Source organism: Variovorax sp. J22G73 (genome assembly GCF_030317035.1).
Lineage (GTDB): Bacteria > Pseudomonadota > Gammaproteobacteria > Burkholderiales > Burkholderiaceae_C > Variovorax.
Window position 1 is genome coordinate 248,657 of sequence record NZ_JASZYK010000003.1, and the last position, 24,159, is coordinate 272,815.

General features: G+C 69.3%; 25 protein-coding genes and 1 pseudogene. 17 read left to right on the forward strand and 9 right to left on the reverse strand.

What is annotated here, in order from left to right; genetic code table 11:
* Positions 1–2: 2 nt before the first annotated feature.
* Both QTI51_RS13755 and paoA read right to left on the reverse strand, forming a co-directional pair.
* Entirely contained in the window at positions 3–1,016 is a 1,014-nt protein-coding gene (locus QTI51_RS13755; RefSeq protein ID WP_286514285.1) for an FAD binding domain-containing protein, read from the reverse strand.
* The gene (paoA, locus tag QTI51_RS13760; protein WP_286514287.1) at positions 1,013–1,699 is read right to left on the reverse strand and encodes an aldehyde dehydrogenase iron-sulfur subunit PaoA; all 687 of its coding nucleotides are present in this window, start codon (positions 1,697–1,699) and stop codon (positions 1,013–1,015) included. The genes QTI51_RS13755 and paoA overlap by 4 nt, the downstream gene beginning before the upstream one ends.
* A 142-nt stretch (positions 1,700–1,841) precedes the next feature.
* On the opposite strand from paoA, the gene QTI51_RS13765 reads away from it, so the two are divergent.
* Entirely contained in the window at positions 1,842–2,813 is a 972-nt protein-coding gene (locus QTI51_RS13765; protein ID WP_286514289.1) for a LysR family transcriptional regulator, read from the forward strand.
* Between the two features lie 22 nt (positions 2,814–2,835).
* On the opposite strand, the gene QTI51_RS13770 is transcribed toward QTI51_RS13765, so the two are convergent.
* Complete coding sequence (locus QTI51_RS13770) at positions 2,836–3,543, reverse strand: GntR family transcriptional regulator (protein ID WP_286514291.1); 708 nt, start codon at positions 3,541–3,543, stop codon at positions 2,836–2,838.
* A 121-nt stretch (positions 3,544–3,664) separates the two neighbouring features.
* Here QTI51_RS13770 and QTI51_RS13775 point away from each other — a divergent pair, with 121 nt between their 5' ends.
* The 5 genes and pseudogenes from QTI51_RS13775 (at position 3,665) to QTI51_RS13795 (ending at position 7,180) form a co-directional block, all read left to right on the forward strand.
* Positions 3,665–4,270, forward strand: a complete 606-nt coding sequence (locus QTI51_RS13775; RefSeq protein ID WP_116909915.1) for a VOC family protein — start codon at positions 3,665–3,667, stop codon at positions 4,268–4,270.
* 18 nt (positions 4,271–4,288) lie between these two features.
* A complete protein-coding gene (locus tag QTI51_RS13780) occupies positions 4,289–4,705 on the forward strand; it encodes a nuclear transport factor 2 family protein (RefSeq protein WP_286514294.1) in 417 nt (138 codons plus the stop codon).
* Positions 4,706–4,756: 51 nt separating this feature from the next.
* Positions 4,757–4,972 (forward strand): annotated as a pseudogene (locus QTI51_RS13785) (HipA domain-containing protein); the annotation flags it as partial.
* Positions 4,973–5,144: 172 nt separating this feature from the next.
* Positions 5,145–6,482 (forward strand): NUDIX hydrolase, encoded by a 1,338-nt coding sequence (locus QTI51_RS13790; protein ID WP_286514296.1) that lies wholly within the window; start codon positions 5,145–5,147, stop codon positions 6,480–6,482.
* Complete coding sequence (locus tag QTI51_RS13795) at positions 6,479–7,180, forward strand: nitroreductase (RefSeq protein ID WP_286514298.1); 702 nt, start codon at positions 6,479–6,481, stop codon at positions 7,178–7,180. The genes QTI51_RS13790 and QTI51_RS13795 overlap by 4 nt, the downstream gene beginning before the upstream one ends.
* Positions 7,181–7,208: 28 nt before the next feature.
* Here QTI51_RS13795 and QTI51_RS13800 read toward each other — a convergent pair whose 3' ends face one another.
* Positions 7,209–8,819 carry an MFS transporter gene (locus tag QTI51_RS13800; RefSeq protein WP_286514300.1) on the reverse strand — a complete coding sequence of 537 codons (1,611 nt, stop codon included), beginning with the start codon at positions 8,817–8,819 and terminating at the stop codon, positions 7,209–7,211.
* Positions 8,820–9,122: 303 nt separating this feature from the next.
* Here QTI51_RS13800 and QTI51_RS13805 point away from each other — a divergent pair, with 303 nt between their 5' ends.
* From QTI51_RS13805 to QTI51_RS13830, 6 genes are all read left to right on the forward strand, one after another.
* Entirely contained in the window at positions 9,123–10,559 is a 1,437-nt protein-coding gene (locus QTI51_RS13805; protein WP_286514303.1) for an EAL domain-containing protein, read from the forward strand.
* Complete coding sequence (locus QTI51_RS13810) at positions 10,556–10,873, forward strand: hypothetical protein (RefSeq protein WP_286514306.1); 318 nt, start codon at positions 10,556–10,558, stop codon at positions 10,871–10,873. Before QTI51_RS13805 ends, QTI51_RS13810 begins: the two co-directional genes overlap by 4 nt.
* 69 nt (positions 10,874–10,942) lie before the next feature.
* Positions 10,943–11,725 (forward strand): Crp/Fnr family transcriptional regulator, encoded by a 783-nt coding sequence (locus tag QTI51_RS13815; protein ID WP_286514310.1) that lies wholly within the window; start codon positions 10,943–10,945, stop codon positions 11,723–11,725.
* Between the two features lie 169 nt (positions 11,726–11,894).
* A complete protein-coding gene (locus QTI51_RS13820; RefSeq protein WP_286514313.1) occupies positions 11,895–12,287 on the forward strand; it encodes a helix-turn-helix transcriptional regulator in 393 nt (130 codons plus the stop codon).
* Between the two features lie 90 nt (positions 12,288–12,377).
* Positions 12,378–13,076, forward strand: a complete 699-nt coding sequence (locus QTI51_RS13825) for a Crp/Fnr family transcriptional regulator (protein ID WP_286514316.1) — start codon at positions 12,378–12,380, stop codon at positions 13,074–13,076.
* Between the two features lie 152 nt (positions 13,077–13,228).
* Entirely contained in the window at positions 13,229–13,459 is a 231-nt protein-coding gene (locus QTI51_RS13830; protein WP_286514318.1) for a hypothetical protein, read from the forward strand.
* Positions 13,460–13,488: 29 nt separating this feature from the next.
* Here QTI51_RS13830 and QTI51_RS13835 read toward each other — a convergent pair whose 3' ends face one another.
* From QTI51_RS13835 to QTI51_RS13855, 5 genes are all read right to left on the reverse strand, one after another.
* Positions 13,489–13,836 (reverse strand): hypothetical protein, encoded by a 348-nt coding sequence (locus QTI51_RS13835; protein WP_286514320.1) that lies wholly within the window; start codon positions 13,834–13,836, stop codon positions 13,489–13,491.
* A gap of 146 nt (positions 13,837–13,982) precedes the next feature.
* Positions 13,983–16,373 (reverse strand): ferric-rhodotorulic acid/ferric-coprogen receptor FhuE, encoded by a 2,391-nt coding sequence (gene fhuE, locus QTI51_RS13840; protein ID WP_286514322.1) that lies wholly within the window; start codon positions 16,371–16,373, stop codon positions 13,983–13,985.
* A gap of 121 nt (positions 16,374–16,494) precedes the next feature.
* Positions 16,495–17,745, reverse strand: coding sequence for a FecR family protein (locus tag QTI51_RS13845; RefSeq protein WP_286514325.1), 1,251 nt, complete (start codon positions 17,743–17,745; stop codon positions 16,495–16,497).
* A complete protein-coding gene (locus tag QTI51_RS13850) occupies positions 17,738–18,244 on the reverse strand; it encodes an RNA polymerase sigma factor (RefSeq protein WP_286514327.1) in 507 nt (168 codons plus the stop codon). The genes QTI51_RS13845 and QTI51_RS13850 overlap by 8 nt, the downstream gene beginning before the upstream one ends.
* A gap of 159 nt (positions 18,245–18,403) precedes the next feature.
* Positions 18,404–20,155, reverse strand: coding sequence for a magnesium transporter CorA family protein (locus QTI51_RS13855; protein WP_286514330.1), 1,752 nt, complete (start codon positions 20,153–20,155; stop codon positions 18,404–18,406).
* A 179-nt stretch (positions 20,156–20,334) separates the two neighbouring features.
* On the opposite strand from QTI51_RS13855, the gene QTI51_RS13860 reads away from it, so the two are divergent.
* From QTI51_RS13860 to QTI51_RS13880, 5 genes are all read left to right on the forward strand, one after another.
* Positions 20,335–21,006 (forward strand): amino acid ABC transporter permease, encoded by a 672-nt coding sequence (locus QTI51_RS13860; protein ID WP_116909900.1) that lies wholly within the window; start codon positions 20,335–20,337, stop codon positions 21,004–21,006.
* A gap of 34 nt (positions 21,007–21,040) precedes the next feature.
* Complete coding sequence (locus tag QTI51_RS13865; RefSeq protein ID WP_116909899.1) at positions 21,041–21,694, forward strand: amino acid ABC transporter permease; 654 nt, start codon at positions 21,041–21,043, stop codon at positions 21,692–21,694.
* Between the two features lie 90 nt (positions 21,695–21,784).
* Positions 21,785–22,591, forward strand: a complete 807-nt coding sequence (locus QTI51_RS13870) for a transporter substrate-binding domain-containing protein (protein WP_286514333.1) — start codon at positions 21,785–21,787, stop codon at positions 22,589–22,591.
* Between the two features lie 50 nt (positions 22,592–22,641).
* Positions 22,642–23,397, forward strand: a complete 756-nt coding sequence (locus QTI51_RS13875) for an amino acid ABC transporter ATP-binding protein (protein ID WP_116909897.1) — start codon at positions 22,642–22,644, stop codon at positions 23,395–23,397.
* Entirely contained in the window at positions 23,397–24,146 is a 750-nt protein-coding gene (locus QTI51_RS13880; RefSeq protein ID WP_286514338.1) for a sugar phosphate isomerase/epimerase family protein, read from the forward strand. The genes QTI51_RS13875 and QTI51_RS13880 overlap by 1 nt, the downstream gene beginning before the upstream one ends.
* Positions 24,147–24,159 lie beyond the last annotated feature (13 nt).

The following is a 24,159-nucleotide window of genomic DNA, read 5'->3' on the forward strand; positions in this document are numbered from 1 at the left end:
GCTCAACTCCTGGTGGGGCTGGTGGGGCTGGTGGGGCTGGTGGGGCTGGTGGGGTTGGCCTGCCCGGCCTGGCGGGCCTGTATGAGCACGGCGTCCAGCGTGCGCTCGACCAGCGGGATCTTGAAGGCGTTCTGCGGCGTGGGCGTGGCGCCGGCGAACAGCGCGGCGGCCACGGCCTTGGCGCCGCGCGGCATCTCGGCCTCGGCCGCTTCCACGCGCCACGGCCTGTGCGCCACGCCGCCCACCGCCACGCGCGCGCTGCCGTCGCGCTGCACGATGGCGCCGACCGACACCAGCGCGAAAGCGTAGGAGGCCCGGTCGCGCACCTTCTGGTAGATGTGCGTGCCGCCCACCGGCGCGGGCAGGCGCACCGCGGTGATCAGCTCGCCGGGCGCCAGCGCCGTTTCCACCTGCGGCGTGTTGCCGGGCAGGCGATGGAAGTCGGCGATGGCAATGGTGCGCCGCGCGCCGTTGGCGCGCACGGTTTCCACCGTGGCATCGAGCGCGCGCATGGCCACGGCCATGTCGCTGGGGTGCGTGGCAATGCAGGCGTCGCTGGTGCCCACCACCGCATGCATGCGGGTGTAGCCGCCGATGGCCGCGCAGCCGCTGCCGGGCTGGCGCTTGTTGCAGGCCTGCTGGGGGTCGTAGAAATAGGGGCAGCGCGTGCGCTGCAGCAGGTTGCCCGCGGTGGTCGCCTTGTTGCGCAACTGGCCCGAGGCGCCGGCCAGCAGCGCACGCGAGAGCAGCCCGTAGTCGCGCCGCACGCGCATGTCGGCGGCCAGGTCGGTGTTGCGCACCAGCGCGCCGATGCGCAGGCCGCCTTCGGGCGTCGGTTCGATCTTGTCGAAGCCCAGGCCGTTCACGTCGATGAGGTGGGCGGGCGTTTCAATTTCCAGCTTCATCAGGTCCAGCAGGTTGGTGCCGCCGGCGATGAAGCGCGCGCCCGGCACCTTGGTGGCCTGCAGCACGGCGTGCGCGGGCGAAGACGCCCGCTCGTAGGTGAACGATTTCATGCCTGCCTCCCTGCCGCGGAAGGCGGCGTCGGCGTGGCCGTCGCCACCTCGGTGATGGCGTCGACGATGTTGCTGTACGCCCCGCATCGACAGATGTTGCCGCTCATGCGCTCGCGCAGTTCCTCGGCCGTGAGCAGCGGCCGGGCCATGAGGTCGGCGCTGGCGTGGCTGGGAATGCCCTCGCGGATCTCTTCGAGCACCGACACGGCCGAACAGATCTGCCCCGGCGTGCAGTAGCCGCACTGGTAGCCGTCGTGCTTGACGAAGGCGGCCTGCATCGGGTGCAGCGCGCGCGGCGTGCCCAGGCCCTCGATGGTGGTCACCTTCGCGCCGTCGTGCATCACGGCCAGCGTGAGGCACGAGTTGATGCGGCGGCCGTCGAGCACCACCGTGCAGGCGCCGCACTGGCCGTGGTCGCAGCCCTTCTTGGTGCCGGTGAGGTGCAGGTGCTCGCGCAGCGCGTCGAGCAGCGTGGTGCGCGTGTCCAGCGACAGGGTGTAGGCCTTGCCGTTGACCTGCAGCGTGGTCTTCATGGGCGCGGAAGCCGTTGTAGCAGCCGCTGCTGGCGACTGCGCGGCGCTCGCGGCCTGGCTGCTGGCGGCGGTGGCCGCAGCGCCTGCGGCGCCCGCCAGCAGCAGCTCGCGCCGGGAAAGGGACAGGGTCAGTTCATCGTGGGGGTCCATTGGCGTATCGCTCCTTACTGCCGTGTGTAGCCCTTGGGCCTTGCGGCCACTGTAGGCCGGCATCGCCAGGCAAAGATAGACGCCATACCCTTGAAGCACTCGAAAGCTGCTCTTGATAATCGGCCGTCACACTGGAGGCCGCATGCCCATCAATGAACTGCGTTCCATCGCCACCTTCGCCAAGACCGCCGAGCTCGGCAGCCTTCGGCAGGCGGCCGCCGCGCAGGGCATGACGCCGCAGGCCGCCAGCCAGGCGCTGGCGCAGCTGGAGCACCACCTGGGCGTGCGCCTGTTCCACCGCACCACGCGCAGCCTGTCGCTCACCGACGAGGGGCGGCAGTTTCTGGAGGCCGCGCAGCCGGCGCTGGTGGGCCTGCAGCGCGCGCTGCACATGGCGCGCCGCGCCACCGACGGCATTGCCGGGCCGCTGCGCATCGTGGGCCCGCGCTCCACCTTCGCGCCCCTGCTGGGGCCGCTGCTCGACGAGTTCTGTAGCCGCTACCCCGAGGTGCAGCCCGACGTGCAGCTGGACGACCGCATCGGCAACTGGGTGGAAGACCGCGTCGACGTGGGCTTTCGCGTGGGGCCTTCGCCGGCCGACGGCGTCATCGCGCGCCGGCTGTTCGGGCTGCAGCTGGTGCTGTGCGCGGCGCCTTCGTACCTGCTGCGGCACGGCGCGCCGCATAGCCTCGAAGCGCTGGCCTCGCACCGCTGCAGCGCCTTTCGCCATCCGGCCACGGGCAAGCTGCTGCCTTGGTACGTGAAGGTGGGCGACGATGTGGTCGAGCAGCCGATCGTGCCCGCGCTGTGCCTGAACGACGAGTCGCTGGAAACCGAGGCGGTGCTCGCGGGCCAGGCCATCGGCTCGCTGACCAGCGTGATCGCGGCGGCGCACATCCGCGCGGGCCGGCTGGTGCCGCTGCTCACGGCGCACGTGGCCGACCGCTCGGGCGTGTTCATCTACTACGGAAGCCGCGCCGCGCAGCCCGCGCGCGCCCGGGCCTTCATCGACCTGGCGATCGAGCGGCTGACCGACAACCCCGCCTACCGGCTCACCGCGCAGGAACTGGCTTCGGCCGAGGCCGAGGGGCGCGCGGCGCACGCGCGGGGCTGAGCGGCGGGGGCGCCAGGCGACGTCAGGGCGAGACCGGGTTCAGGGGTGAGAGCGGCGCGAAGCTGTCCGCGTGCGACAGCAGCGTGTCGATGGAGTCGTTCAGCCGCTGCACGGCCAGCGGCGCGTCGCGGCTCACGGCGGCTTCCATGATCTCGCGGTGCTCCGTGCGCGTGTGCGCCAGGTCGCGCTCGCGCACGTTCAGGCGGCGGTAGCGGTCGGAGGCATCGAACAGCAGCTCATGAAAGTCGGTGAGCCATTTCGACGGGCACGCCGCGATCAGCGCCGCATGAAAGCGGCGGTGCAGCACCTCCCATTCGCGGTTCGTCTGGCCCTCGGCCAGCGTCATCGGGCAGCGCCACATGCGGTGGTAGCTGAGCACCAGCTCGTCTTCCCAGGCCTGGTCGCCATGCACCAGCGATTCGCGCACCACCACCTCGTTGAGCAGCCGGCGCGCGCGCACCAGGTCGAGCAGGTCGTCGCGCGACAGCGCCGCCACCCGGAAGCCGCGGCGCTCGAACTGCTCGACCAGCCGCACCGAAATGAGCCGGTTGAGCGCCTCGCGGATGGGGCTCGCGCCCACCTCGTAGCGGGTTTCCAGCGCCTCGATGCGCAGCTTTTCGCCCGGCGCCAGCCGGCCTTCGAGGATGTCTTCGCGCAATCGCTCGAACACCATGCTCGCGCGCGTCGCGCCCTGCAGGTCGTCGGTGGGCGGCGGCGGGTTCAGGCTCATGGGCAATGTGCGGTTCGGGCGGGTTTGTACCGAGCAAGCGCGGCGGGGTCGGCAAATATTATCGATAAAAAGAAGATTCAGGCGAAAAAATCGACTTTTATCGATAAAGAGGTATTTCCCCATGAGCATCGTCACTGGCACCGACACCGGCACTGGCATCCGCCCCACCACGTTCGCGCACATCGTCTACCGCACCTACCGCTTCGAGCAGATGCTGGCGTGGTACCTGTCGGTGTTCTGCGGCAAGGTGCAGTACCAGAACCCGGTGATCGCCTTCGTCACCTACGACGACGAGCACCACCGCGTGGCGCTGCTGAACCTGGGGCTGCTCAAGGGCCCGTCGGACGCCGCCGCCCCGCGCGGCCAGCCGGGCGTGGACCACGTGGCCTACGGTTTCGGCTCGCTGCGCGAGCTGCTCGGCAAGCACGCCGAGCTCAAGGCCAAGGGCGTGCTGCCCTACTGGTGCGTGCACCACGGCATCACCGTGTCGATGTACTACGCCGACCCCGACGGCAACCAGATGGAGTTCCAGACCGACAGCTATACCTCCAACGATGAGGCCAACGCCTTCATGTACGGCCCGAACTTCGAGGCCAACCCCATCGGCGTGGAGTTCGACCCTGACGAGATGCGCGCCCGGCTGGACGCCGGCGAGAGCGAGGCCGCGCTGCTGCTGCGCACCACGCACCTGCCGGTGGCCGATGTGCGCGGCTCGATGGCGGGCTGACGGATGTCAGGCGGAGCAATGACGGCAACCCTGCTCGAAGACGAGGCCGCGTGCGCGCGCCTGTGCGTCGACTTTGCCAACCACCTCGACGCGCGGCGCTACGCGCAGGTGCTGGACCTGTTCACCGAAGACGCGGCGCTGGACCGCATGGGCACCGTGTCGGCCGGCCGCGAGGAGATCGCGCGCTTTCTGGCGGCGCGGCCGGAGGACGTCAACACGCGGCATGTGTGCTCGAACATTCGCGTGAGCTTCGATGCGCCAGACCAGGCGACCGGGGTCTGCTACGTGCTGTTCTTCCAGGGCACGGGCGACGCCGCGGGGGTTGCGCAGCTGTCGGGGCCGCCGTCGGTGGTGGAGTACCACGACCGGTTCCTGCGCACGACGGGCGGGTGGAAGATTCTTTCCCGGCGGATACGGATGGCGATTCGCGGCTGAAGAAGACTGCAAATATTTATCGAATTCAATAAATTCAGGTCGGCAAAAATTATTGCCGCGCACCTGTTCTCCATGGCGGCCGGCAACACCGACTCGCACCTGAAGAACTTCGGGCTGGTCTACGCGGAGCTGTCCGACGTGCGGCTTGCGCCCATGTTCGACATGGTCACGACCAAGGTCTACGCGCCCTACCGGAACGACATTCCCGCCATTTCGGTGGCCGGCCAGACGATGGCGCGCCTGGGAGACATGGCGCAGCGCATCGCGGCAGGGCTGGAGGCTGCCTCGGCCGAGCTGGCCGCCTTCGGGCGCGCGCGCCCCGAGTTCGGTGCGTGGTGCGCGCGGAGAACGAGGCCCGGCCCGGGGTGTCCCGCCCGGGACGCCGCCCGGCAAGCGACCCGCTACCCTTTGAACGGATCCACCACAGATGAATGTCCCGATGAACCCAGGCACGAACGCATCCGCGGCACCCGCGGCAAAAGGCGCACCCGCCGCACCAGCCGCACCCAGCGCATCAGGTCCAAGGCCGATCCGCACGGCCGCCTCGCTCATCGTGCTGCGCGACGGCGCGGCCGGGCTCGAGGTGCTGATGCTGCGCCGCGCCGAGAAGGAGGCCGACCAGAACAGCGGCGCCAGCGTGTTCCCCGGCGGCACGGTCGACGCGCACGACCCGGCCATGCACGCGGCCTGCAGCGGCCTCGACGACGCGGCCGCGAGCCTGCGGCTGGCGGTGCCCGCGAACGGGCTCGACTACTACGTGGCCGCGGTGCGCGAATGCTTCGAGGAGGCCGGGCTGCTGTTCGCCTGCGACGACGCAGGCCGGCTGGTGGGGCTCGATGCACTGCCGCACGACGAGCGCGCCGCCATGCGCCATGCCGCCCAACTGGGCTCCGACGCGCTGCTGCACATGTGCCACGACCGGGGCTGGCGCCTGGCGGTCGACCGGCTGCGCTACTTCAGCCACTGGCTCACGCCGCCCGGCATGCCGCGGCGTTTCGACACGCGCTTTTTCGTGGCGCTCGCGCCCCCGGCGCAGACGCCCAGCGCCGACACGCGCGAGACGGTCGAATGCCTGTGGCTCACGCCCGCCGAGGCACTGAGCGCGCGGCGCGCTCTGAAGCTCATGAACGTGACGCGCCGTATCCTCGAGCAGCTGCAGTGCTTTGCCACGGCGCAGGCCTGCATCGATCATGCGCAGGCGCTGCGCGCGGTGCCGATGATCATGCCGCGCGTGGCGAACGGTCCCACCGGCCGCCAGCCGGTCAACCCGTGGGAAGCGGCCTATGAGGAAATCGGCCGGCTCGACCCCGAGGGGCACGGCCAGGGGCACCACACGCTCGAAGACGGGCTGGTGGTGCGGCTGTCTGCGCATGTGGTGCGCGTGACCACCGGCGCGCAGGCCGGGCGCAACAGCTACCTGGTGGGCGGCGGCGAGCGCAACGAATGGGCGCTGATCGATCCGCCGGCCGACGCTGCCGCATCGGCCGCCGTGCGCGCCGCGGCGCCCGGTGAAATCCGCTGGACGCTGGCCACCGGCCCGGCCGCTTCTGCGCAAGCCACGAGCGAGGCGATCGACCTCGGCGGCCTTTCATTGAAGCTGGTTGAGGTCGCAGGCGAGCGCTGTTTCCTGCTCGAAGAAGAGCGCACGCTGCTCAGCGGCAACGCCGCGCAGGCGGACATCGCCCGCCTGCAGCAGCCCATCGACTGGATCGCACCCGCGCAGGGCTTCCTGCGCACGCTCGCCGAACCCATGCAACCCCTGCTGAAGACCGCATGAACGCCAACACCCAGGACAACGCTGACGCGTCGCAAGCCACGGCTTTCGACGCCGTGCTCGACGCCCGCTACAGCTGCCGCGGCTACCTTGCCGAGCCCGTGCCGCGCGAGGTGATCGACGCCATCCTGCGGGCCGCGCAGCGCACCGCCTCGTGGTGCAACTCGCAGCCGTGGCAGATTGCGGTGACCAGCGCGGCCGCCACCGAGCGCCTGCGCCAGGCCATGGCCACGCCCGAGGCATCGGCCGACCCGTCCTTCGACATCGCGCCGCCCGCCGAGTACCGCGGCGTGTACCGCGAGCGCCGCCGCGAATGCGGCTTCCAGCTGTACGACAGCGTGGGCATCGCCCATGGCGACCGCGAGGCCTCGGCGCGGCAGGCGGAGCTGAACTTCAGCTTCTTCGGCGCGCCGCACATGGCGCTGGTCACCACCGAGGCGGTGCTGGGCACCTACGGCGTGCTCGACTGCGGCGCCTACGTCAGCAACTTCATGTTGGCCGCGCGGGCTCGGGGCGTCGCGAGCATCGCGCAGGCCGCGGTCGCTTCGCGCGCGAAATTCTTGCACCGCTGGTTCGATGTTCCCGAAGACCGCCAGGTGGTGTGCGGCATCTCCTTCGGCTACGAAGACCCGGCGCACCCCGCGAGCAGGTTCCGCACCACGCGCGCCACCCTCGGCGAGGCGAGCCGCTGGGTCGACTGAACCGGTCGACCGCGTCAGTGGTGGTCGTTCAGGGGCTGCGTTCCGCCAGGTAGTGCCGCGTGACCACGGCCACGCCGGGTTCCTGGAAGGTGCGCACATGCGCTTCCAGCTCGTTGCTCGCCACCGTGGCGCGCGAGCGCTGGCGCAGGTAGTCGGCCCATGAGGTGACGATGAAGCGCTCCACATAGCGGCTCGGGTCGCCCAGGTCGCGGTACACGCGCCAGAAGGTGGCGCCGTCGCGCCGGCGCGGCACGGCCAGCTGCTGCACCGTGTCCAGGAAGCGGCGCGCATCGGCCTCGCGGATGCAATAGACCACCTCGACCGCCACGGGGCCGGCCTCAAACTCGGGCTCGGTCGCCAGCAGCAGCTCGTCGCTGTGCGCGGCCAGCGTCACCTCGTCGTCGGCGCCCATGCGCAAGGGGTACGGCCGCGCCAGCCCCACGCTGGCCACCATGAACGCCGCCGACAGGCACAGCGCCGCGGGCAGGCCGAGCAGGCTGGCCACCGCGCCCCACAGCGCCGAGCCCAGCGCGAAGGCGCCCAGCGAACACAGCGTGTGCAGCGAGGCGGCGCGCGCCCGCACCCATGGCGGGGCGCTGGTCTGCGTGGCGGCGTTGAAGGTCGACATCATCGTCATCCACGCCGCGCCGCCGAGCACGAAGCTCAGGTATACCAGCGGGCGCCAGGTCGACAGCGCGCCCACCAGCATGGCGCTGGCGAAGATGAGGCAGCAGGAAGCCGCCAGCGTGTCGAGCCCGAAGCGCGAGCGGATGCGCCCGACGAAGAAGCCGGCCGACACCGCGCCCGTGCCCAGGCAGGCCATCAGCAACCCGTAGCCCGCGGCGCCCAGGTCCAGCCGCTGCGACGCGATGACCGGCAGCAGCGCCCACAGCGCCGAGCCCAGGCCGCTGAAGCCCGCGGTGCGCACCAGCTGCGCGAAGATGGCCGGCGAATGCCGCGCATAGCGCAGCGCGCTCAGCATGCCGCCCCACAGCCGTTCGGCCGGCAGCTTGGTGGCCAGGGGCGGGCGCGGCGGCCAGCGGTGCGTGGCGTAGCTCATGCCGATGGCCGAGAGCACGGCCATCGCGAACACCGCGCTGGCGCCGGTCAACGCGAACACCAGCCCGGCCAGCGCCGGCCCCACCGCGCGCGCGCCGTTGAAGGCCATCGACACCAGCGTGATGGCCAGGGGCAGCTGCGTGCGTTCCACCGTGTCGCTGACGGCCGAGTTCCACGAGGGCGACTGCAGCGCGGTGCACACGCCCAGGAGAAAGGTGAAGAACAGCAGCGTGCCCGGCCCCACCCAGCCGGCCAGCGCCAGCCCCGTGAGCACCAGCGCCGCCAGCGCGTACACGCCCTGGATGCGCAGCATCAGCTTGCGGCGGTCGGTGGTGTCGGCCAGCACGCCGGCGGGCAGCGACAGCAGGAACATCGGCAGGAAGGAGGCCGTCTGCACCAGCGCCGCGAGAAAGGACGAGGCCGTGAGCTCGATCATCAGCCACGAGGCCGCCATGTTCTGCATGGCGTTGCCCACGAAGAACAGGCTGCCGGCGGTCCACAGGCCGCGAAACGGCCGGTGCGCGAGCGGCGCCCAGAGGGAAGGGGCGTGGGCTGTGGCTGCGGGGGTGTTGTGGTTCAAGCGCGGGGGTCCGTCGGCGGGGCGACCAAATCATATCGGCGCAGCCCCATTCGTGCTCGCGGCGGGCGAGGGCGTTGAATTTGTCGCCATGTTCACCGTCACCTCCGCCGCCACGTTCACCCGCAGTGCGTCGCAAGTGTGATGCCGCACACAGTTAGCCCGCGAAAGTGGCTGCCAACGACCAGTGCAATCCGTAGCATCCGGAACGCCTCATGGTTTCCCCCGGCCCCACCGGCGCGGGAGTGAAACGACGTACCACTCCTTGCAGGAGTTCATCGACGAGATTCATTGAAGGAGCATCGGATGGTCGCCCTCTCACCACACACGCCGTGGGCCTTGCGTGCCGCAGCGGGAAGCCGCGCGCAGGGCGAGCACGCCGAGCGAAGCCCGCGCGCCGCGCAGCCCGTTGCGCCCGGCATCGCGAGCGCGTTGCGCACCGTGCCGAACGCCATGCCACACACCCTGCCCCCGAGGGCCTGCGCCTACGTCTTCATCTCGAACCTTCCGCACCTCGCGCAGGCCTACGGGCAAGACTTCGCATCGGCCGCCAGCCTCGAGGTGCAGCGCCGCCTGTGCGCCCACTTTCTGCGCACCGCCGCCACCGACATGGCCCGCCTGCGCGACGACTGCTTCCTGCTGTGGGCCAACGACGCCTTCGTGTGCGGCGCGCGCGACATCCGCGAGCTGCCGCACGACGTGCGCAGCATGAGCCGCCCCATCGAGACGCTGCTCGCCGTGCTCGGCGCCGAGCCGGTGCGCGCGAAGGGCATGGTCGCGATGGTGCAGTTGCATGCCGACTGGATCGAGGTGCGCGCGCCCGGGCAGCTCGGCACCTCGGAGATCGAGCTGGTGCTGTGGACGGCGCAGCCGTTCCCGGACTCGCGCGAGAACCGGGCCGACGGCTGGTGCCAGCGCTACCGCGCCGACATGGACGTTGCCGTGCGCGTGAGCGAGGCGTTGCGCACCGAGGCGCTGTCCTTCGCGTGGCAGCCGGTGGTGCACACGGGCGCAAGCGCGGGGAGCAACGCGGGCGGCAGCCCGGGCACGCTCTATCACGCGGGCCGCGTGCGCCTCGCGCCGAGCCGCAGCGAGCCGGCGCTGCTCGCGCAGGAGGTGTTCCTGCCCTGCCTGCAGCGCCTGGGCTTGGCCCGCGCGTTCGATCGCATCGCGATGCGCCAGGCCCTGGCGGAGCTGCGGCGGCAGCCTGACGCGAACGGCCGTGGGGCGGTCGGCGTGGCCATCTGCGCGCAAAGCGTCAAGCTCGACCATTGGTGGGCGTCGCTGTGCGCGGCGCTCGACGAGGAGCCCGAGCTGGCCTCGCTGCTGGTGATTGAGATCACCGGCAGCGCCATGCTGGACGACCTGGAGGCCGCGCGCGACTTCTGCGTGCAGATGCAGCTGCGCGGTTGCCGCGTCGCCGTGCGCGACATCGGCGGCGGCAACGACAACCTTGCCGCGCTGCAGTCCTGCGGGCCCGACATCGTGAAGCTGGACGCATCGCTGCTGCGCCGCGCGCGCGACGGCGCCTTCGGCGTGGAGTGCCTGCGCGGCATGCTGTCGCTGTGCGCGCATGTCGCGGCGCAGGTGGTGGTCGACGGCATCGAGCGCGAGGAAGACATGCACATCGCCTCGCACGTGGGCGCGCGGTGGCTGCAAGGCTATGGCGTGCGCGGCGCCGACCCCGCGGTGGTGGCGGTGGCGGCGCCTGCTGCCGCGCATCCCCTGGCGGGGTGCCTGTGAGACTTGCACCCGACTTCGAATTGCGCCTCGCACGGCTGAGCAGGGACCTGACGCAGTTGCAACGCTCGGTGCAGGAACTGCTGGGCACCTTCGACCGGCCGCGGGTGGACGGGCGCAGGCGCAACCCCGCCGAATCGGTGCAGTACGCGGTGCTCGAAGCCGCGCTGCGCACGTCGGAGGCGACGCTGTCGCAGTTGCACGAAGAGGGCGGAGGTGAGGGTGAAGGCGAAGGTGACGGAGGCGATGAGCGCGCTGGCGACGTCCGCACGCGTTCCGCCCGCGCACCGTCCAGGCCGAGGGCCTTGCGCACATGAGCCGCGTGCGCGTTCTCGTGCCGTGAGCCGGGTGGCGACCCGAGCGATGGCCCGGCAGGTTCTCCAGCCATGTACCTGAATCCTCTTTTCGTCAACGTGTCGCAGGCCGAGCGCGTCGCGCTGGTTCGCAGCAGCGAGCTGCGCTCCTACCGGCGCAACGAAGTGGTGCTGGCCGCCGGCAGCTGGAGCGACCGCGTCTACTGCGTGGCCAGCGGGCTGCTGCGCGTGGTGGAGCACGGCAGCGGACGGCCCCAGCCCATCGACGTCACGACCGACTTCATCCGGCAGGACGAGTTCTTCATCGGTCCGTCCCTTGCCGAGGATGCCTTCCAGGCCAGGCACACGCTCGTGGCGGCCCTGCCCTCGTCGGTGCACCTGATTCCTGTCGTGGCGCTGCGCACGCTGTGCAGCGCCTACCCCGAAGTGGCCATCGGCCTGCTCGAACTCGCGATCGCGCGAATGGCCGTCATGCGCAACCAGTTGCGGCGCATGTCGGCGTTGTCCACCGAAGACGTGGTGAGCCGCGTGCTGCACCAGCTGACCGTGCTCGCGCCGGCGAGCACCGGCGCCTTCGACAAGCGCATCTCCCAGTCGGTGATCGCCTCGTATTCGGGGCTGTCGCGCGAAGTGGTCAACAAGACCATGCGCGACATGGAGCAACGCGGGCTGGTGCGGCGCGACGACCAGGGCGTGCACGTGCCCGCCGACTTCGCGTCCACCGACTTCGGCCGCCTCCTGCCCGTCGAGAAGAACCTGGCGAGCGTCGAGCCGAACCAGGTCGACCCGGTTTTCCTGCAGGGCTTTTCGCATGCGCCGGCCGATCCATGGGGGCGAAAGCCCGAAGGCGATTGACCGCGCGCCACGCGTTCCCCGAATTCCATTCCAGCTACCGAAGGCACCGATGTCCATAGAACCCAGCAAGCCCGTTGCCGCGCGGCCTACACCCGGCGTTGCGCCATTGCGCCCGAACCTTGCAAGTGGTGCAAGTGGTGCAAGCGGTGCAAGTGCTGCAAGTGCCGCCGTGCTGTTCATCGAAACCGCCCAGCACGAGCTCGTGCACCTGATGCGCTTGATCGCCGAGGGCGACTCGGCGGCGGCAACGCGGGTCGCCTGGTGCATGGTGGAACGCGGGCGCACGGTGCTCGCGCCCCAGCGCCTGCCCGCGGCGCGCGTGGCGCCATCGACGAGCGATGGCGCCGCGGGCTACTCGCTCTCGCGGCGCGAACTCGATGTGCTGCGCATGATTTCGCAGGGCCTCAGCAACCGGCAGATCGCCGAGGCGACGCACCGGTCGCTGCACACCGTGGATGCGCACGTGAAGAACATCTACCGCAAGCTGGCGGTCAAGTCGCGCGCTCGAGCAGTGCGCGAGGCCATGCAGAAGGGGCTGATCGACCTGGAGGCCTGCGAGTAGACCTGGCGGCGGCGGCGCGCCAGCCGCTGGCGCCGGAAATCCCGGATTCGGGTGATTGCATTCCGAAGCCCGTGCTTGCACCATCGCGGCGTGTATCTGCATCCACTGTTTGCCCGCCTGTCGCAGGCGGAACGCTCGGCCATCGGGCGGGTTTGCGAGCGGCGTTCCTATGCCCGCAACGAGACGATCCTGGCACCGAACGACTGGACGCGTTCGTTCTATTGCGTGGAAAGCGGCCTGGTGCGCGTGGTGGTCCAGGGCCGCGACAGCGCGCAGGAAGAAGCGGGCGTTACCACCGACTTCATTCGGCGGCACGACTTCTACCTGGGCGGCTCGCTGAGCGAGCCGCAGTACCAGGCGGTGCACCGCCTGATCGCCGTGCTCCCCTGCACCCTCTACCTCGTGCCCGTGGTCGCGATGCGGGCGCTGTGCGAGCGCCACCACGACATCGCGTTGAACCTGCTCGAAGGCGTGGCCTCGCGCATGAACGTGCTGCGCCGGCAGATACGGCGCGTGTCGTCGCTGTCGTCCGAGGAAATGGTCGGGCGCGTGCTGCACAAGATGACGCAGATCGCCCCTGCCGGGCACGAGGTGTACGACAAGCGGGTCACGCAGGGCGTCATCGCTTCCTACGCCGGGCTGTCCCGCGAGGTCGTCAACCGCACGATGCGGGAGATGGAGCGGCGCGGTGTGTTGCTGCGCGACGCGCAGGGCGTGCACGTGCCGCAGGAGTTCGCGGGCACGGACTTCGGCGCGCCGCCATCCGTGGATGAACAGGGCCACGAATAGCGTGAACCGGGGAGTGCATTCGGAGTGGGCGGGCTGAAGAATCGATGCTGATGAGCGACGCATGGTCACCCATGGTCCCCACGGTCATCCATGGTCATCTTCATGCAGCACGCGGCTCCTTTCGTTGTCCCACCCATCCACACAGGCCACTCATGTCTCACCTGTTCCAGGCTTGTTCATGCGGCGCGATGCACATCACCCGAATTCATCGCAGCGTGTGGATGCGCCTGTTGCCCTGGCTGCGTCTGTATCGCTGCGAGAGCTGTGGAAGGCGACAGCTTCGCAACGAACGCGCGGTGGACATTGCGCGCTCGCTGGAAACGAGCGAGGCGAGCGATGCGGCGCGCGGCCGCCACGCATCGCGGTCGCCGCCGGTCGGTTAGGCGGCTGCGACGCATGCGGCGCGCGGCGTTTACTGCGGGCTCGGCGTTTGCGCCTGGCCCGTGCCCTGTGTGTTGTTGGTCATGCCCTTCTTCGCGCTGCCGTCCGACTTGCGACCCGAACTCATCGCGCCGCCTTGCGCCTTGGTGCTGCCCGACAGGTTGCCGCCCGCGTTCGGGTTGGCCTGGGTGGCGCTGGGCGCGGTGGGGATGCCGTTCGGGTTCGTCGGCCCGGTTCCACCGGCCGAGGGCTTCTGCTGCATGGCGGCGCTGTCGGGGCTGTTCAGGCCCGGGCCGCCGCCCCCGCCTGCTTGCGCCATGGCGGAAGCAGCGCCCAGGGCGATGCAGCTTGCAAGAAATGTCGTTGTGATTCGGTTCATGGCCAAGGCCTCTGTCTGAAGTGGTTGAAGACTTCAATAGAGGGGCTCGGCCACGGCGGCCGGGTGGGGCTGTTCCGACGCTCGCTGTCAGCGAAGGCGCACCGCGCGTGACCGCGCCGTGAAAAACGCCTTCGCGTTTTCCTGCTTCAGAACTTGTAGTTCATCGTCGCCATCACGTTGCGCGGCGCGCCCCATGCACCGGCGGCGTAGTAGCCGATCTGGCTGTAGTACTTCTTGTCGAAGGCGTTGTTGATGTTCACCTGCAGCGACAGGCGCGGGTTGAACTGGTAGCGCGCCATCAGGCTCACCAGCGCGTACGCGCCCTGCTGCACGCGCTCCTTGCCGTTCGGGCCGTTGGCAATGGTGAAGTTGCTGCTCTGCCAGTTGACGCCGCCGCCCAGCGTCAGGTTGCTCCAGCCGCCCGTGAGGCGGTAGGTGCTGAACAGGCGCAGCAGCGTGCGCGGCTGGTTGGTTTCGACCGCGGCGCGCGAGGCGTCCTTGGCGGTGTAGTGCGTGAAGCCGCCGAACACGTTCCAGCCCGGCGCCAGTTCACCCGACACATCGATCTCGAAGCCGGTGCTGCGCACGCCCTGGGCGCCGTAGTAGGCCTGGTCGAGCGTGTCGGGCACCAGGTGGTCGCCGTCCATCTGCGCGAGGTTGTCCTGCTGGATGCGGAACACCGAGAGCGACGTGTTGACCTTGCCGCCGTACAGGCTGTTCTTCACGCCCACCTCGTAGCTCTTGCCTTCCACCGGGTCGAGGTAGCGGCCGCCGCGGTCGCGGTAGTCCTGCGGGTTGAAGATGCTGGTGTAGCTGGCGTACAGCGTGGTGTCCTTGCCCAGGTCGTGTGTGAGGCCCGCGTACGGCGTGAACTTGCTGTGCTTGCGCTGCGTGTCGGGCGTGGTGTTGTTCCAGTTGCTGTAGCGCCCGCCGACGATCAGGTGCGTGGCGTCGCCGAGCGAAAAGCGTCCCGCGCCGTACAGTCCCTGCTGCTTGATGGTGCCTTCGTCGAGCGTGCGCGGCGTGCCCCAGTTGGGCTCGGGGTACGCGCCGATGCCGCCGTTCAGGAACACCACCGGCGCAAGGTCTTGCGCCTGGCGGTAGTCGTACTTGTACTTCTGCTCGCTGCCCAGCAGGCCGAAGGTCAGCTCGTGCTTGCGGCCCAGCAGCTCGAGCGGCCCGCTCAGCTGCGCGCTCACGCTGTCCTGCTCGCGGTAGCCCTGGTAGACGCTGCCGATCGCCCGCATGCCCAGTCCCGTGACCTGGTCGGGCCAGCCGATGAGGAACAGCAGTTTGGTGTCCAGCGACTGCTTGCTGTGGGTAAGGCCCAGGTTGGCCTTCCATTCGTTGTCGAAGCGGTGCTCCAGCGTGGCGAAGGCGGTCTCGGTGCGGCTGGCCCAGTACGACCAGTCGGCGCCCGGCGTGGCCGAGCGGTTCCAGTTCGTGCGGCTGCCGTCGCTGAACCACAGCGGAAAACCGCCCCACGGCGTGCCCTTGGGGTCGTTGTCCTGGTAGTCGACGCCGACGCTCAGCCTGGTCGCGGGCGTGAGGTCGGCGTCGACCACCGCGTAGAACACCTGCTTCTTCACGTTGCTCAGGCTCACGTAGGAGGCCTTGTCCTGGTAGGCCGCCACCACGCGCCCGCGCACGCGGCCGTCGGCGGTGATGGGCGTGGACAGGTCGACCGAGCCGCGGTAGTTGTCCCACGAGCCCGCGCCCAGCGACACCTCGCCGGCGAACACCTTGCTGTCGGCGTGCTTGCGCACCAGGTTGATGGACGCCGACGGATTGCCCGCGCCCGTCAGCAGGCCGGTGGCGCCGCGCACCACCTCCACGCGGTCGTACAAGGCGGCGTCGAGCTCGGTCTCGCCGGCGTACCAGTTCGAGGTCGCGGCGGTAGGAATGCCGTCGTACTGGAAGTTGGTGATCGAGAAGCCGCGCGAAAAATACGTCATGCGGCTGCCGTCGTTCAGGCTCGACGAAATGCCGGTGGTGTTGGCCAGCACCTCGCTCAGGTTCTGCATGCGCTGGTCTTCGATGCGCTGCTGCGTGACCACGGTGACGGACTGCGGCGTTTCCTTCAAAGACAGCGACAGCCCCGTGGCCGCCGAGGTGTTGCGCGTGGTGTACGAGCCCGTGCCTTCGGTGGTGCCGCTGCGGTCGGCGTCGGCGCTCACCGTGACCGCGGCCAGCGTGGCGCCGTCGGCAACGGAGGCGGACGGTGCCGGCTGCACCGTGACCGTGGCACCCTCGATGTGCGCCACCAGCCCGCTGCCGGCCAGCAGGCGGTTGAGCGCCTGGCGCGCCGAGAGCCGGCCCGACACCGCGGGCGCGGCGCGGCCCGCCACCAGCGCGGCCGGAAAACTCAGCTGCAGGTCGGCCTGGCGCGCCAGTTCGTTGAGCGCCTGGCCCAGCGGCTGCGCGGTGATCGACACGCTGACCACGGGTGCCGTCTGCGCGTGCGCGGCGCCGTGCATGCCGACGATGAGCAGGCCCGCCAGGGCCAGGGGGGTGAGGGTGAAATGCGGCTTGCGCATTGGGTGCAATCTCCAGAAAACAGCGGGTAAAGAATCGGGTCCTTACCTACCTAGACGCACCACCCTCTCGCTGTCCTCACGTGCTTCACGAAAATTTTCTCGTGTTTCTCTTGTGTCTCTTTCAACGCGCGTCCACCACCTCGGTGATGCCGCCGCGGCGCTGCAGGCGCACCGGCAACTGCCTGGGCAGCGACTGCGCGAACGCCTCGAAGTGCTGGAGCTGAAAACTGCCGCCCACGCGCAGCCGCGCCACGACCGCGTCGCGCACGACGAAGCCCGTGGGGCCGTAGCGCTCGAACTCCGCCAGGGCCTGCGAAAGCGGCGTGTTGTCGAAGTTGACACGGCCCTCGCGCCAGGGTGCGGCGCTGCCGGGTGGCACGTTACTCACGCTGCCCAGGCGGCCGTCGCTGTCGGCGACCACGCTCTGGCCGACCGTGAGCTCGACGGCATCGCCAGCGTCGCCGGCTAGCTCGTGCGAGCCCGGCGTCGCATGGCGCGCCACGCGCACGCGGCCCTCTTCGACCACCACGCGCGTCTCGCCTTCGCCGAGGCCGCTGCGCGTGTGGCGCACCGAGAAGCGCGTGCCGACGACCGTCACGCGCAGCCCGCCGGCGAACACGTGGAAGGGCTGCGCCGCGTCGGCGTGCACGCTGAACATGGCCTGGCCTTCGTGCAGGTGCACCTCGCGCCGGTCGCGGTACAGGCGCGCATCGGCCTGGGTCGCGGTGTCGAACGCGATGCCGCTGCCGTCGGGCAGTTCGGCGCGCAGCTGCTGGCCGCGCGCGGTGGCGTAGTGCTTCTCGAAGGTGGGTTGGTGGCGCCAGCGGTCCCAGCCGAACCAGCCGCCGCCCACCACGCTGACGGCCACCGCGGCGGTGGCCGCCTGCGGAAAGAAGCGGCCGATGTCGCGCATCCACGCGCGGCGCCCGGGGGAGGCGGGGCGCGTGGTCGAGGTGGGTGCCTTTGCAGGGCTCGCGGGGCGCGCGGGTTGCGCGGGCTCTACAGGCTGTATGGGCTGCGTGGGCTGAGGTGTATGCGCCGAGACGCCCGGCGCTTCTTGCGCGCGCAGCCCGCTCTTCAGCGTCTGCACCTCCGCGGCCGGCATGTCGCGCAGCCGGCCGAAGGTGCCGTCCATGTCGTCGTAGGCGGCGCGGTGGCGCGGGTCGGCGTCCAGCCAGTCGCGCAGTTCCGCCTCGCCGTGCGCGTCGAGGCCGTTGCGCCCGCGCGCGACCCAGGTGGCGGCGTCGATGTCGAGCGGGTCCTGGCCGTCGGCGAACTCCTCGTACGCGCGCGCGTCCTCGGCTTCCGCCTCGGCTTGTACCTTGGCCTGTGCCTCGGACCGAACCCTGTCCCGGGCGGCAGCCTCAAGCACCGGACACCCCCGACAGCCGCCGCTCGCACAGCTTGCAGGCCACCATGCCGCGCACGATGTGCTTCTCGACCATGCTGTAGGACACGCCCATGTGCTGCGCAATTTGCGCATGCGGCATCTCGTCGAACACGTGCAGCACGAAGGCCTCGCGGCAGCGCGGCGGCAGGGCCTCGATGGTGGCTACGTAGGCCCGCACGATCTGCATCGACGCCAGCATCTCCTCGGGCTGCAGGTGCGCGGGCGCCGCGGGCTGGTCGAACTCGTGCAGCTCGTCGATGTTGTCGTGCGCGCGCACCACGGCGCGGCGGTGGCGGTCCACCAGCAGGCGGCGCGCAATCTGGCGCAGCAGCGCGCCGGGCTGCAGCACCTCGCCGTCGCGCGTGCGCTGCGAGGCCAGGAAACGCGCGTAGGTCTCCTGCACCACGTCGCGTGCCGCGTCGGTGTTTCGGGTGGTGTGGCTGCAAAAGCGCAGCAGATCCTCGTAATAGCGTGCGACCACGTTTGCCCCAGCCGGTAGATAAGCCTCGCCCGTCGAGGTGGCTGAGATGTGGCGGCGGCTGGATCTGTAGCGCGGTGCGTGACGGGCAATCCACAATTGTAAATTGACGAATGAGAAAGGCTCTCATCCACGGGCGCGGGCTGTTGTTGTCCGCCGACGCTAGTCGCCGCCCGAGCGCCACACCCGCGCCAGCGCCGCCATCTTTCCGCGCAAGCCCAGCCGGTCGTTCGACAGCGCGTCGATGAAGTCCGACAGCCGCTGCGACTTCACCATGGTGTAGATCGTGAGCCAGGTCGTGGCCACGAACACCACGCCGAACCACAGCGCCTTGCGCCACAGCGGCGCGTCGGCCTCGGCCAGCAGGTTCATGCCCAGGAAGCCGGTGGTGATGGTGCCGATGAGGCCAAACAGCGTCACCACCGTGAGCCGCACCACCGTGCTGGCCTGGCGGCGCAGGCTGTCGGCGTCCAGGTAGGTGTTCATGTCGGCGATGCGCGACTTGACCTCGTCGTACAGCGCGTCCAGCCCCAGGTGCGTGGCGCACATGTGCGACAGCGCGCGCACCTGCGCCTGCTCGGAAATCTCGTGGAACCAGTAGCGGTGCGTGAAACGCAAGAACCGTTCGAAGCTCGCGCGAATGGCGCGCTTGAACTGCTTCACGCTCGGCGTGCTGCGGATGTCCAGCTTCTTCAGCGCCTCCACCAGCTGGTCGGAAAACATCAGCAGCGACGCCTTCTGGAAGTGCGCGATGAGAAACAGCAGGAAGTGCTGGTGGCGAAACTGCGCGAGCACGCCGCGGTCGCGGCAGCAGAAGAACTCCGACCGCGCATCGCCCACCACCACGAGCGCATGGCCGTTGCACAGGTAGCGGGTGTTGGGCGCGGCGCCCGCGTTCACCCAGAAGCGGTCGTAGCAGTACTTGTGCTCGAAGTCGGCCAGGTGGTGGTCGGCATAGGGCAGGTGCGCGTCGGCGGCGCCCGCCCCGGTGACCAGCGCGAGCCGCACGAAGTCGTCGCGCGTGAGGCGGCGCGGGTCGTCCAGCGACAGGTAGGCCATGACGGGCATGCGGTAGTACTCGATCTGCCGGTAGCGCAGTGCGCCGGGCTCGTCGGAGTAGTCGGTCACCAGCGGCTGCATCAAGAAGGCCCAGTGCGACGAGATGCGCGGCGCGCGGTATTGCGCTACGTGCTGCAGGAAGGCGTCGCGCTGCTGCGCGTCGGAGCGCGCGAGCACGTTGCCGTCGGCGCCCAGCCATTCGACGCTGGCCATGCAGTGCAGGGCGGTGCCGTCGGGCTCCCAGCCGGCGGGGTAGGCGCGGCCGAAGCGGTAAAGAATTTCCTGCGCCTGCGCGAGGCCCAGGTGGTCCGCGCCCACCTCGAGGTTGAGCAGCACCACGTCGATGTCGAAGAAGAAGTACAGGTCGCAATGAATGACCTGCAGCGTGACCGGCGCGTCGCCCGGCTGCGCCACCACGCGCACCGCGGCGATGTCGTGGCGGCGAAAGATGCGCATCGGCGAGTCGCCGTTGCCGTTGCTATTGCCGCTGCCGTCACCGTGGCTGTCGTCGCCCTCGGTGCCGCCGCGCGCGCGGCCTTCGCCGTACAGAAAGCGCTGCACGTACGGCAGGAAGCTCACGAACTCGTTGTAGTGCCGCTCGTGGAAGCGGCTGCTGTCGCCGGTGTATTCGTCGACCTCCTCGCGCCAGGGCGATGCATCGCCCATGTCGCGCAGCACCTGCCAGGGGCCGTGGTGCGCATGCGGCTTCGGCGCCACGCCGGGCCTGGGCTTTTCGTCGGCCGGCATCAGCCGCAGCGGCCAGAGCAGCGCCTGCCTGAAATGCTGCACGGTGGGGGCGCCCGTGGGGGGCGAATCTGCCTGTGTGGGCATGGTGGCCGCGGGTGGGTTCAGCATGGCGAAGTGTAGGCAGGGGGTAGGACAAAAAGACCACCTAGGGGAATCCCTAGGTCGGTCTGAAACCGGTTTCATATAAGCTGCAAGCATTGCTTTCGGGGCATGCATGCGCGCAACCGGCGCATCGCGCCCACGCGTTTTCCTGTGCACCCCCCGCGCACCTTCACGGGCTCGCCCACATGAACTACCAGTTTCAATTCGACGCCGTCTTTGCCGCCTGGCCGCTGCTGCTCAAGGGCACGTGGATCACGGTGCAGCTCTCGCTCATTGCCACGGTGCTGGGCTTGGTGGTGGCCATCTTCTGCGCCTGGGGCAAGACCTCGGGGCCGGGCTGGCTGCGCTTCCTGGTCAACGCGTACATCGAGGTGATCCGCAACACGCCGTTCCTGGTGCAGCTGTTCTTCTTTTTCTTCGCGCTGCCGGCCATCGGGCTGCGCTGGTCGCCGCAAACGGCCGCGCTGGTGGCCATGGTGGTGAACCTGGGCGCCTACGCCACGGAAATCATCCGCGCGGGCATCGAGTCGATTCCCAAGGGGCAGATCGAGGCGGGCCGCGCGCTCAACCTCAAGCCGTGGGAGATCTTTCGCTTCGTCATCATCAAGCCCGCGCTGAAGGCCATCTACCCGGCGCTCACCAGCCAGTTCATCCTGCTGATGCTGAGCTCGGCCGTGGTGTCGGTCATCTCGGCCGACGACCTGACCTCGGTGGCCGCCAACCTGCAGTCGCAGACCTTCCGCAGCTTCGAGATCTACATCGTGGTCGCAGGCATCTACCTGGCGCTGGCGCTCGCCTTCTCGGCGATGTTCAAGCTGATCTACAAGCGCACGCTCAACTACCCGGACCGCCGGTAACAGGCCCCAGGCCCGCAACGGAGCAAGAAAAATCATGCGTACCTTCGGCTTTCCCGAATTCCTTTTCATCCTCGAAGCGGCCAAGTGGACGCTGGCGCTGTCGGCCATCGCCTTCGTGGGCGGCGCCATCCTGGGGCTCGCCATCGCGCTCATGCGCACGTCGGAGTCGTCCTGGGCGCGCGGCGTGTCGACCACCTTCATCCAGATCTTCCAGGGCACGCCGCTGCTGCTGCAGCTGTTCCTGGTGTTCTTCGGCGCGCCGGTGCTGGGGCTGGACATCAACCCCTGGGTGGCCGCGGGTGTCGCGCTCATCCTGAACAGCGCCGCGTTCCTGGGCGAGATCTGGCGCGGCTGCATCGAGGCCATTCCGCGCGGCCAGTGGGAAGCGGCCGAGGCGCTCAGCCTCAAGTACAGCGCCCGCATGCGCGACGTGGTGCTGCCGCAGGCCTTCAAGATCGCGCTGGCGCCCACGGTGGGCTATGTGGTGCAGATCATCAAGGGCACCTCGCTGGCGGCCATCATCGGCTTCGTGGAGGTCACGCGCGCCGGGCAGATCGTCAACAACGCCACCTTCCAGCCGCTCATCGTGTTCTCGGTGGTGGCGGCGATCTACTTCGTGATCTGCTGGCCGCTGTCGCTGCTGGCGGCCCGCATGGAGCGCAAGCGCGCGCGTGCACTGGCGCGTTGATCGTTCGCTGATCGTTCGCTGAAGTCCCCCGTTTCAGGTTTTCGTTTTTTCTTTCTCGTCGTTCCTTTCTTTCATTCAGGAGACACACCAATGACCCGTACCACCACCCGCCGCACCGCAATCGCAGCCCTCGCAACCTTGGGTCTTGGCGCCGCCCTGACCGTGTTCGCCCCCTTCGCCTCGGCCCAGTCAGTGGCCGACATCAAGAAGAAGGGCGAGATCACCATCGGCATGCTGGTCGACTTTCCGCCCTACGGCACCACCGACGCCAAGAACCAGCCCGACGGCTACGACGCCGACGTGGCCAAGCTGCTGGCCAAGGACTGGGGCGTCAAGGCCAACATCGTGCCCGTCACCGGCCCGAACCGCATTCCCTTCCTGCTGACCAACAAGGTCGACCTGCTGGTCGCCTCGCTGGCCATCACGCCCGAGCGTTCGAAGCAGGTGCAGTTCTCCACCCCTTACGCCGCCGCCACCATCGTGCTGTACGGCGCCACCAAGACCCCCATCAAGGCGGCCGGCGACCTGAAGGGCCTGCGCGTGGGCGTGGCTCGCGCGTCGACGCAAGACGTGGCCGTGACCAAGGCCGCGCCGGAAGGCACCGAGATCCGCCGTTTCGACGACGACGCATCGGCCATGCAGGCACTCATCTCGGGCCAGGTCGACGCCATCGGCTGCTCGGTGACCGTGGCCGCGCAGATCGCCAAGCGCGTGCCCGCCAACAGCTTCGAGAACAAGTTCACGCTGGTGCAGCAATCGATGGGCATCGCGATGCGCCCCGGCCAGGAAGAGCTGACCAAGGCCGTGAACGAGTTCGTGCAGAAGAACACCGCCAACGGCGAGCTGAACAAGCTCTACCAGAAGTGGCTGCAGGCCGACCTGCCCAAGATGCAGTAAGCGCCGCACCGGCAAGCAAGCAAAGCAAGCAGCAGCAAGGAAACCTTGGCATGACGACGGAATCGATCATCCGCATGGAAGCGGTCAACAAGTGGTACGGTGAATTCCAGGTGTTGACCGGCATCGACCTGTCGGTGCGCCAGGGCGAGCGCATCGTGATCTGCGGGCCTTCGGGCTCCGGCAAGTCCACGCTCATCCGCTGCATCAACCGGCTGGAGACGGTGCAGAAGGGCCGCATCGTGGTCGACGGCATCGACCTCACGGCCGGCGGCAAGAACGTGGACGCGGTGCGCGCCGAAGTGGGCATGGTGTTTCAGCAGTTCAACCTGTTCCCGCACCTGACCATCCTGGAGAACTGCACGCTGGCGCCGATGCGCTCGCGCGGCATGACCAAGGCGCAGGCCGAGGAAATTGCCATGAAGTACCTCACGCGCGTACGCATTCCCGAGCAGGCCGGCAAGTACCCGAGCCAGCTCTCGGGCGGCCAGCAGCAGCGCGTGGCCATCGCGCGCGCGCTGTGCATGACGCCCAAGATCATGCTGTTCGACGAGCCCACGTCCGCGCTCGACCCCGAGATGGTCAAGGAAGTGCTCGACACCATGATCGGCCTGGCCGAAGACGGCATGACCATGCTGTGCGTGACCCACGAAATGGGCTTTGCCCGCAGCGTGGCCGACCGCGTGATCTTCATGGCCGAGGGCAAGATCGTGGAGCAGGCGCCGCCCGAGGAATTCTTCGGCAACCCGAAGGACGAGCGCACGCGCCAGTTCCTCGGCCAGATCCTGAGTTCGCACCAAGGCCACTGATGTCCTTCGAGGTCCTGATTTCTCTGTCGTCCTTCGGCGCGGCCGAGGTGGGCCGTCACGGCCAGCTGTGGTGCTCGCAACTGGCCCGCACGGCCGGTGCCGATTCGGTCGAAGTGCGCGGCGAGATGCTGCGCGACGCCGATGCCGAGCTGCCCGCGCTGAACGGGCTCGCTTCCGTCTACTCCAGCCCTGAGGGCCTCTGGGCCGAAGGCGGCTGGCTCGACAGCGCCGCGCTCAAGCGCGGCATCGCCGCCGCCACGCGCGTGGGCGCCAGGCGGCTGAAGATGTCCATCGGCGACTTCCAGGCGTCGTCGCACGGCTCGCTGTGGGGCCTGAAGGTGGAGCTGGCCGAGACGCGCGTCGAGCTCGTCATCGAGAACGACCAGACCGTGCGCGCCGGCACCCTGGCCGCGCTGCAGGCCTTCTTCGACGCGGCCGACCGCGCCGGCGTGTCGCTGGGCATGACCTTCGACATGGGCAACTGGCACTGGGTGGGCGAGTGCCCGCTGCAGGCCGCGCAGGCCCTGGGCAAGCGCGTGCGCTACGTGCATTGCAAGGGCGCGCAGCGCCTGCCGAACAAATGGGTGGCGGTGCCGCTGGGCGACTCGGTCGCGCCGTGGCGCGCCGTGCTGCGCGCGCTGCCGGCCGACGTGCCGCACGCCATCGAATACCCGCTCGTGGGCGACGACCTGCTGGCCGTGACCCGCGCGCAGATCGACTTCATCCGCGCCGCGCGCGCGCAGTCGTAGACCCTGAAGAAAA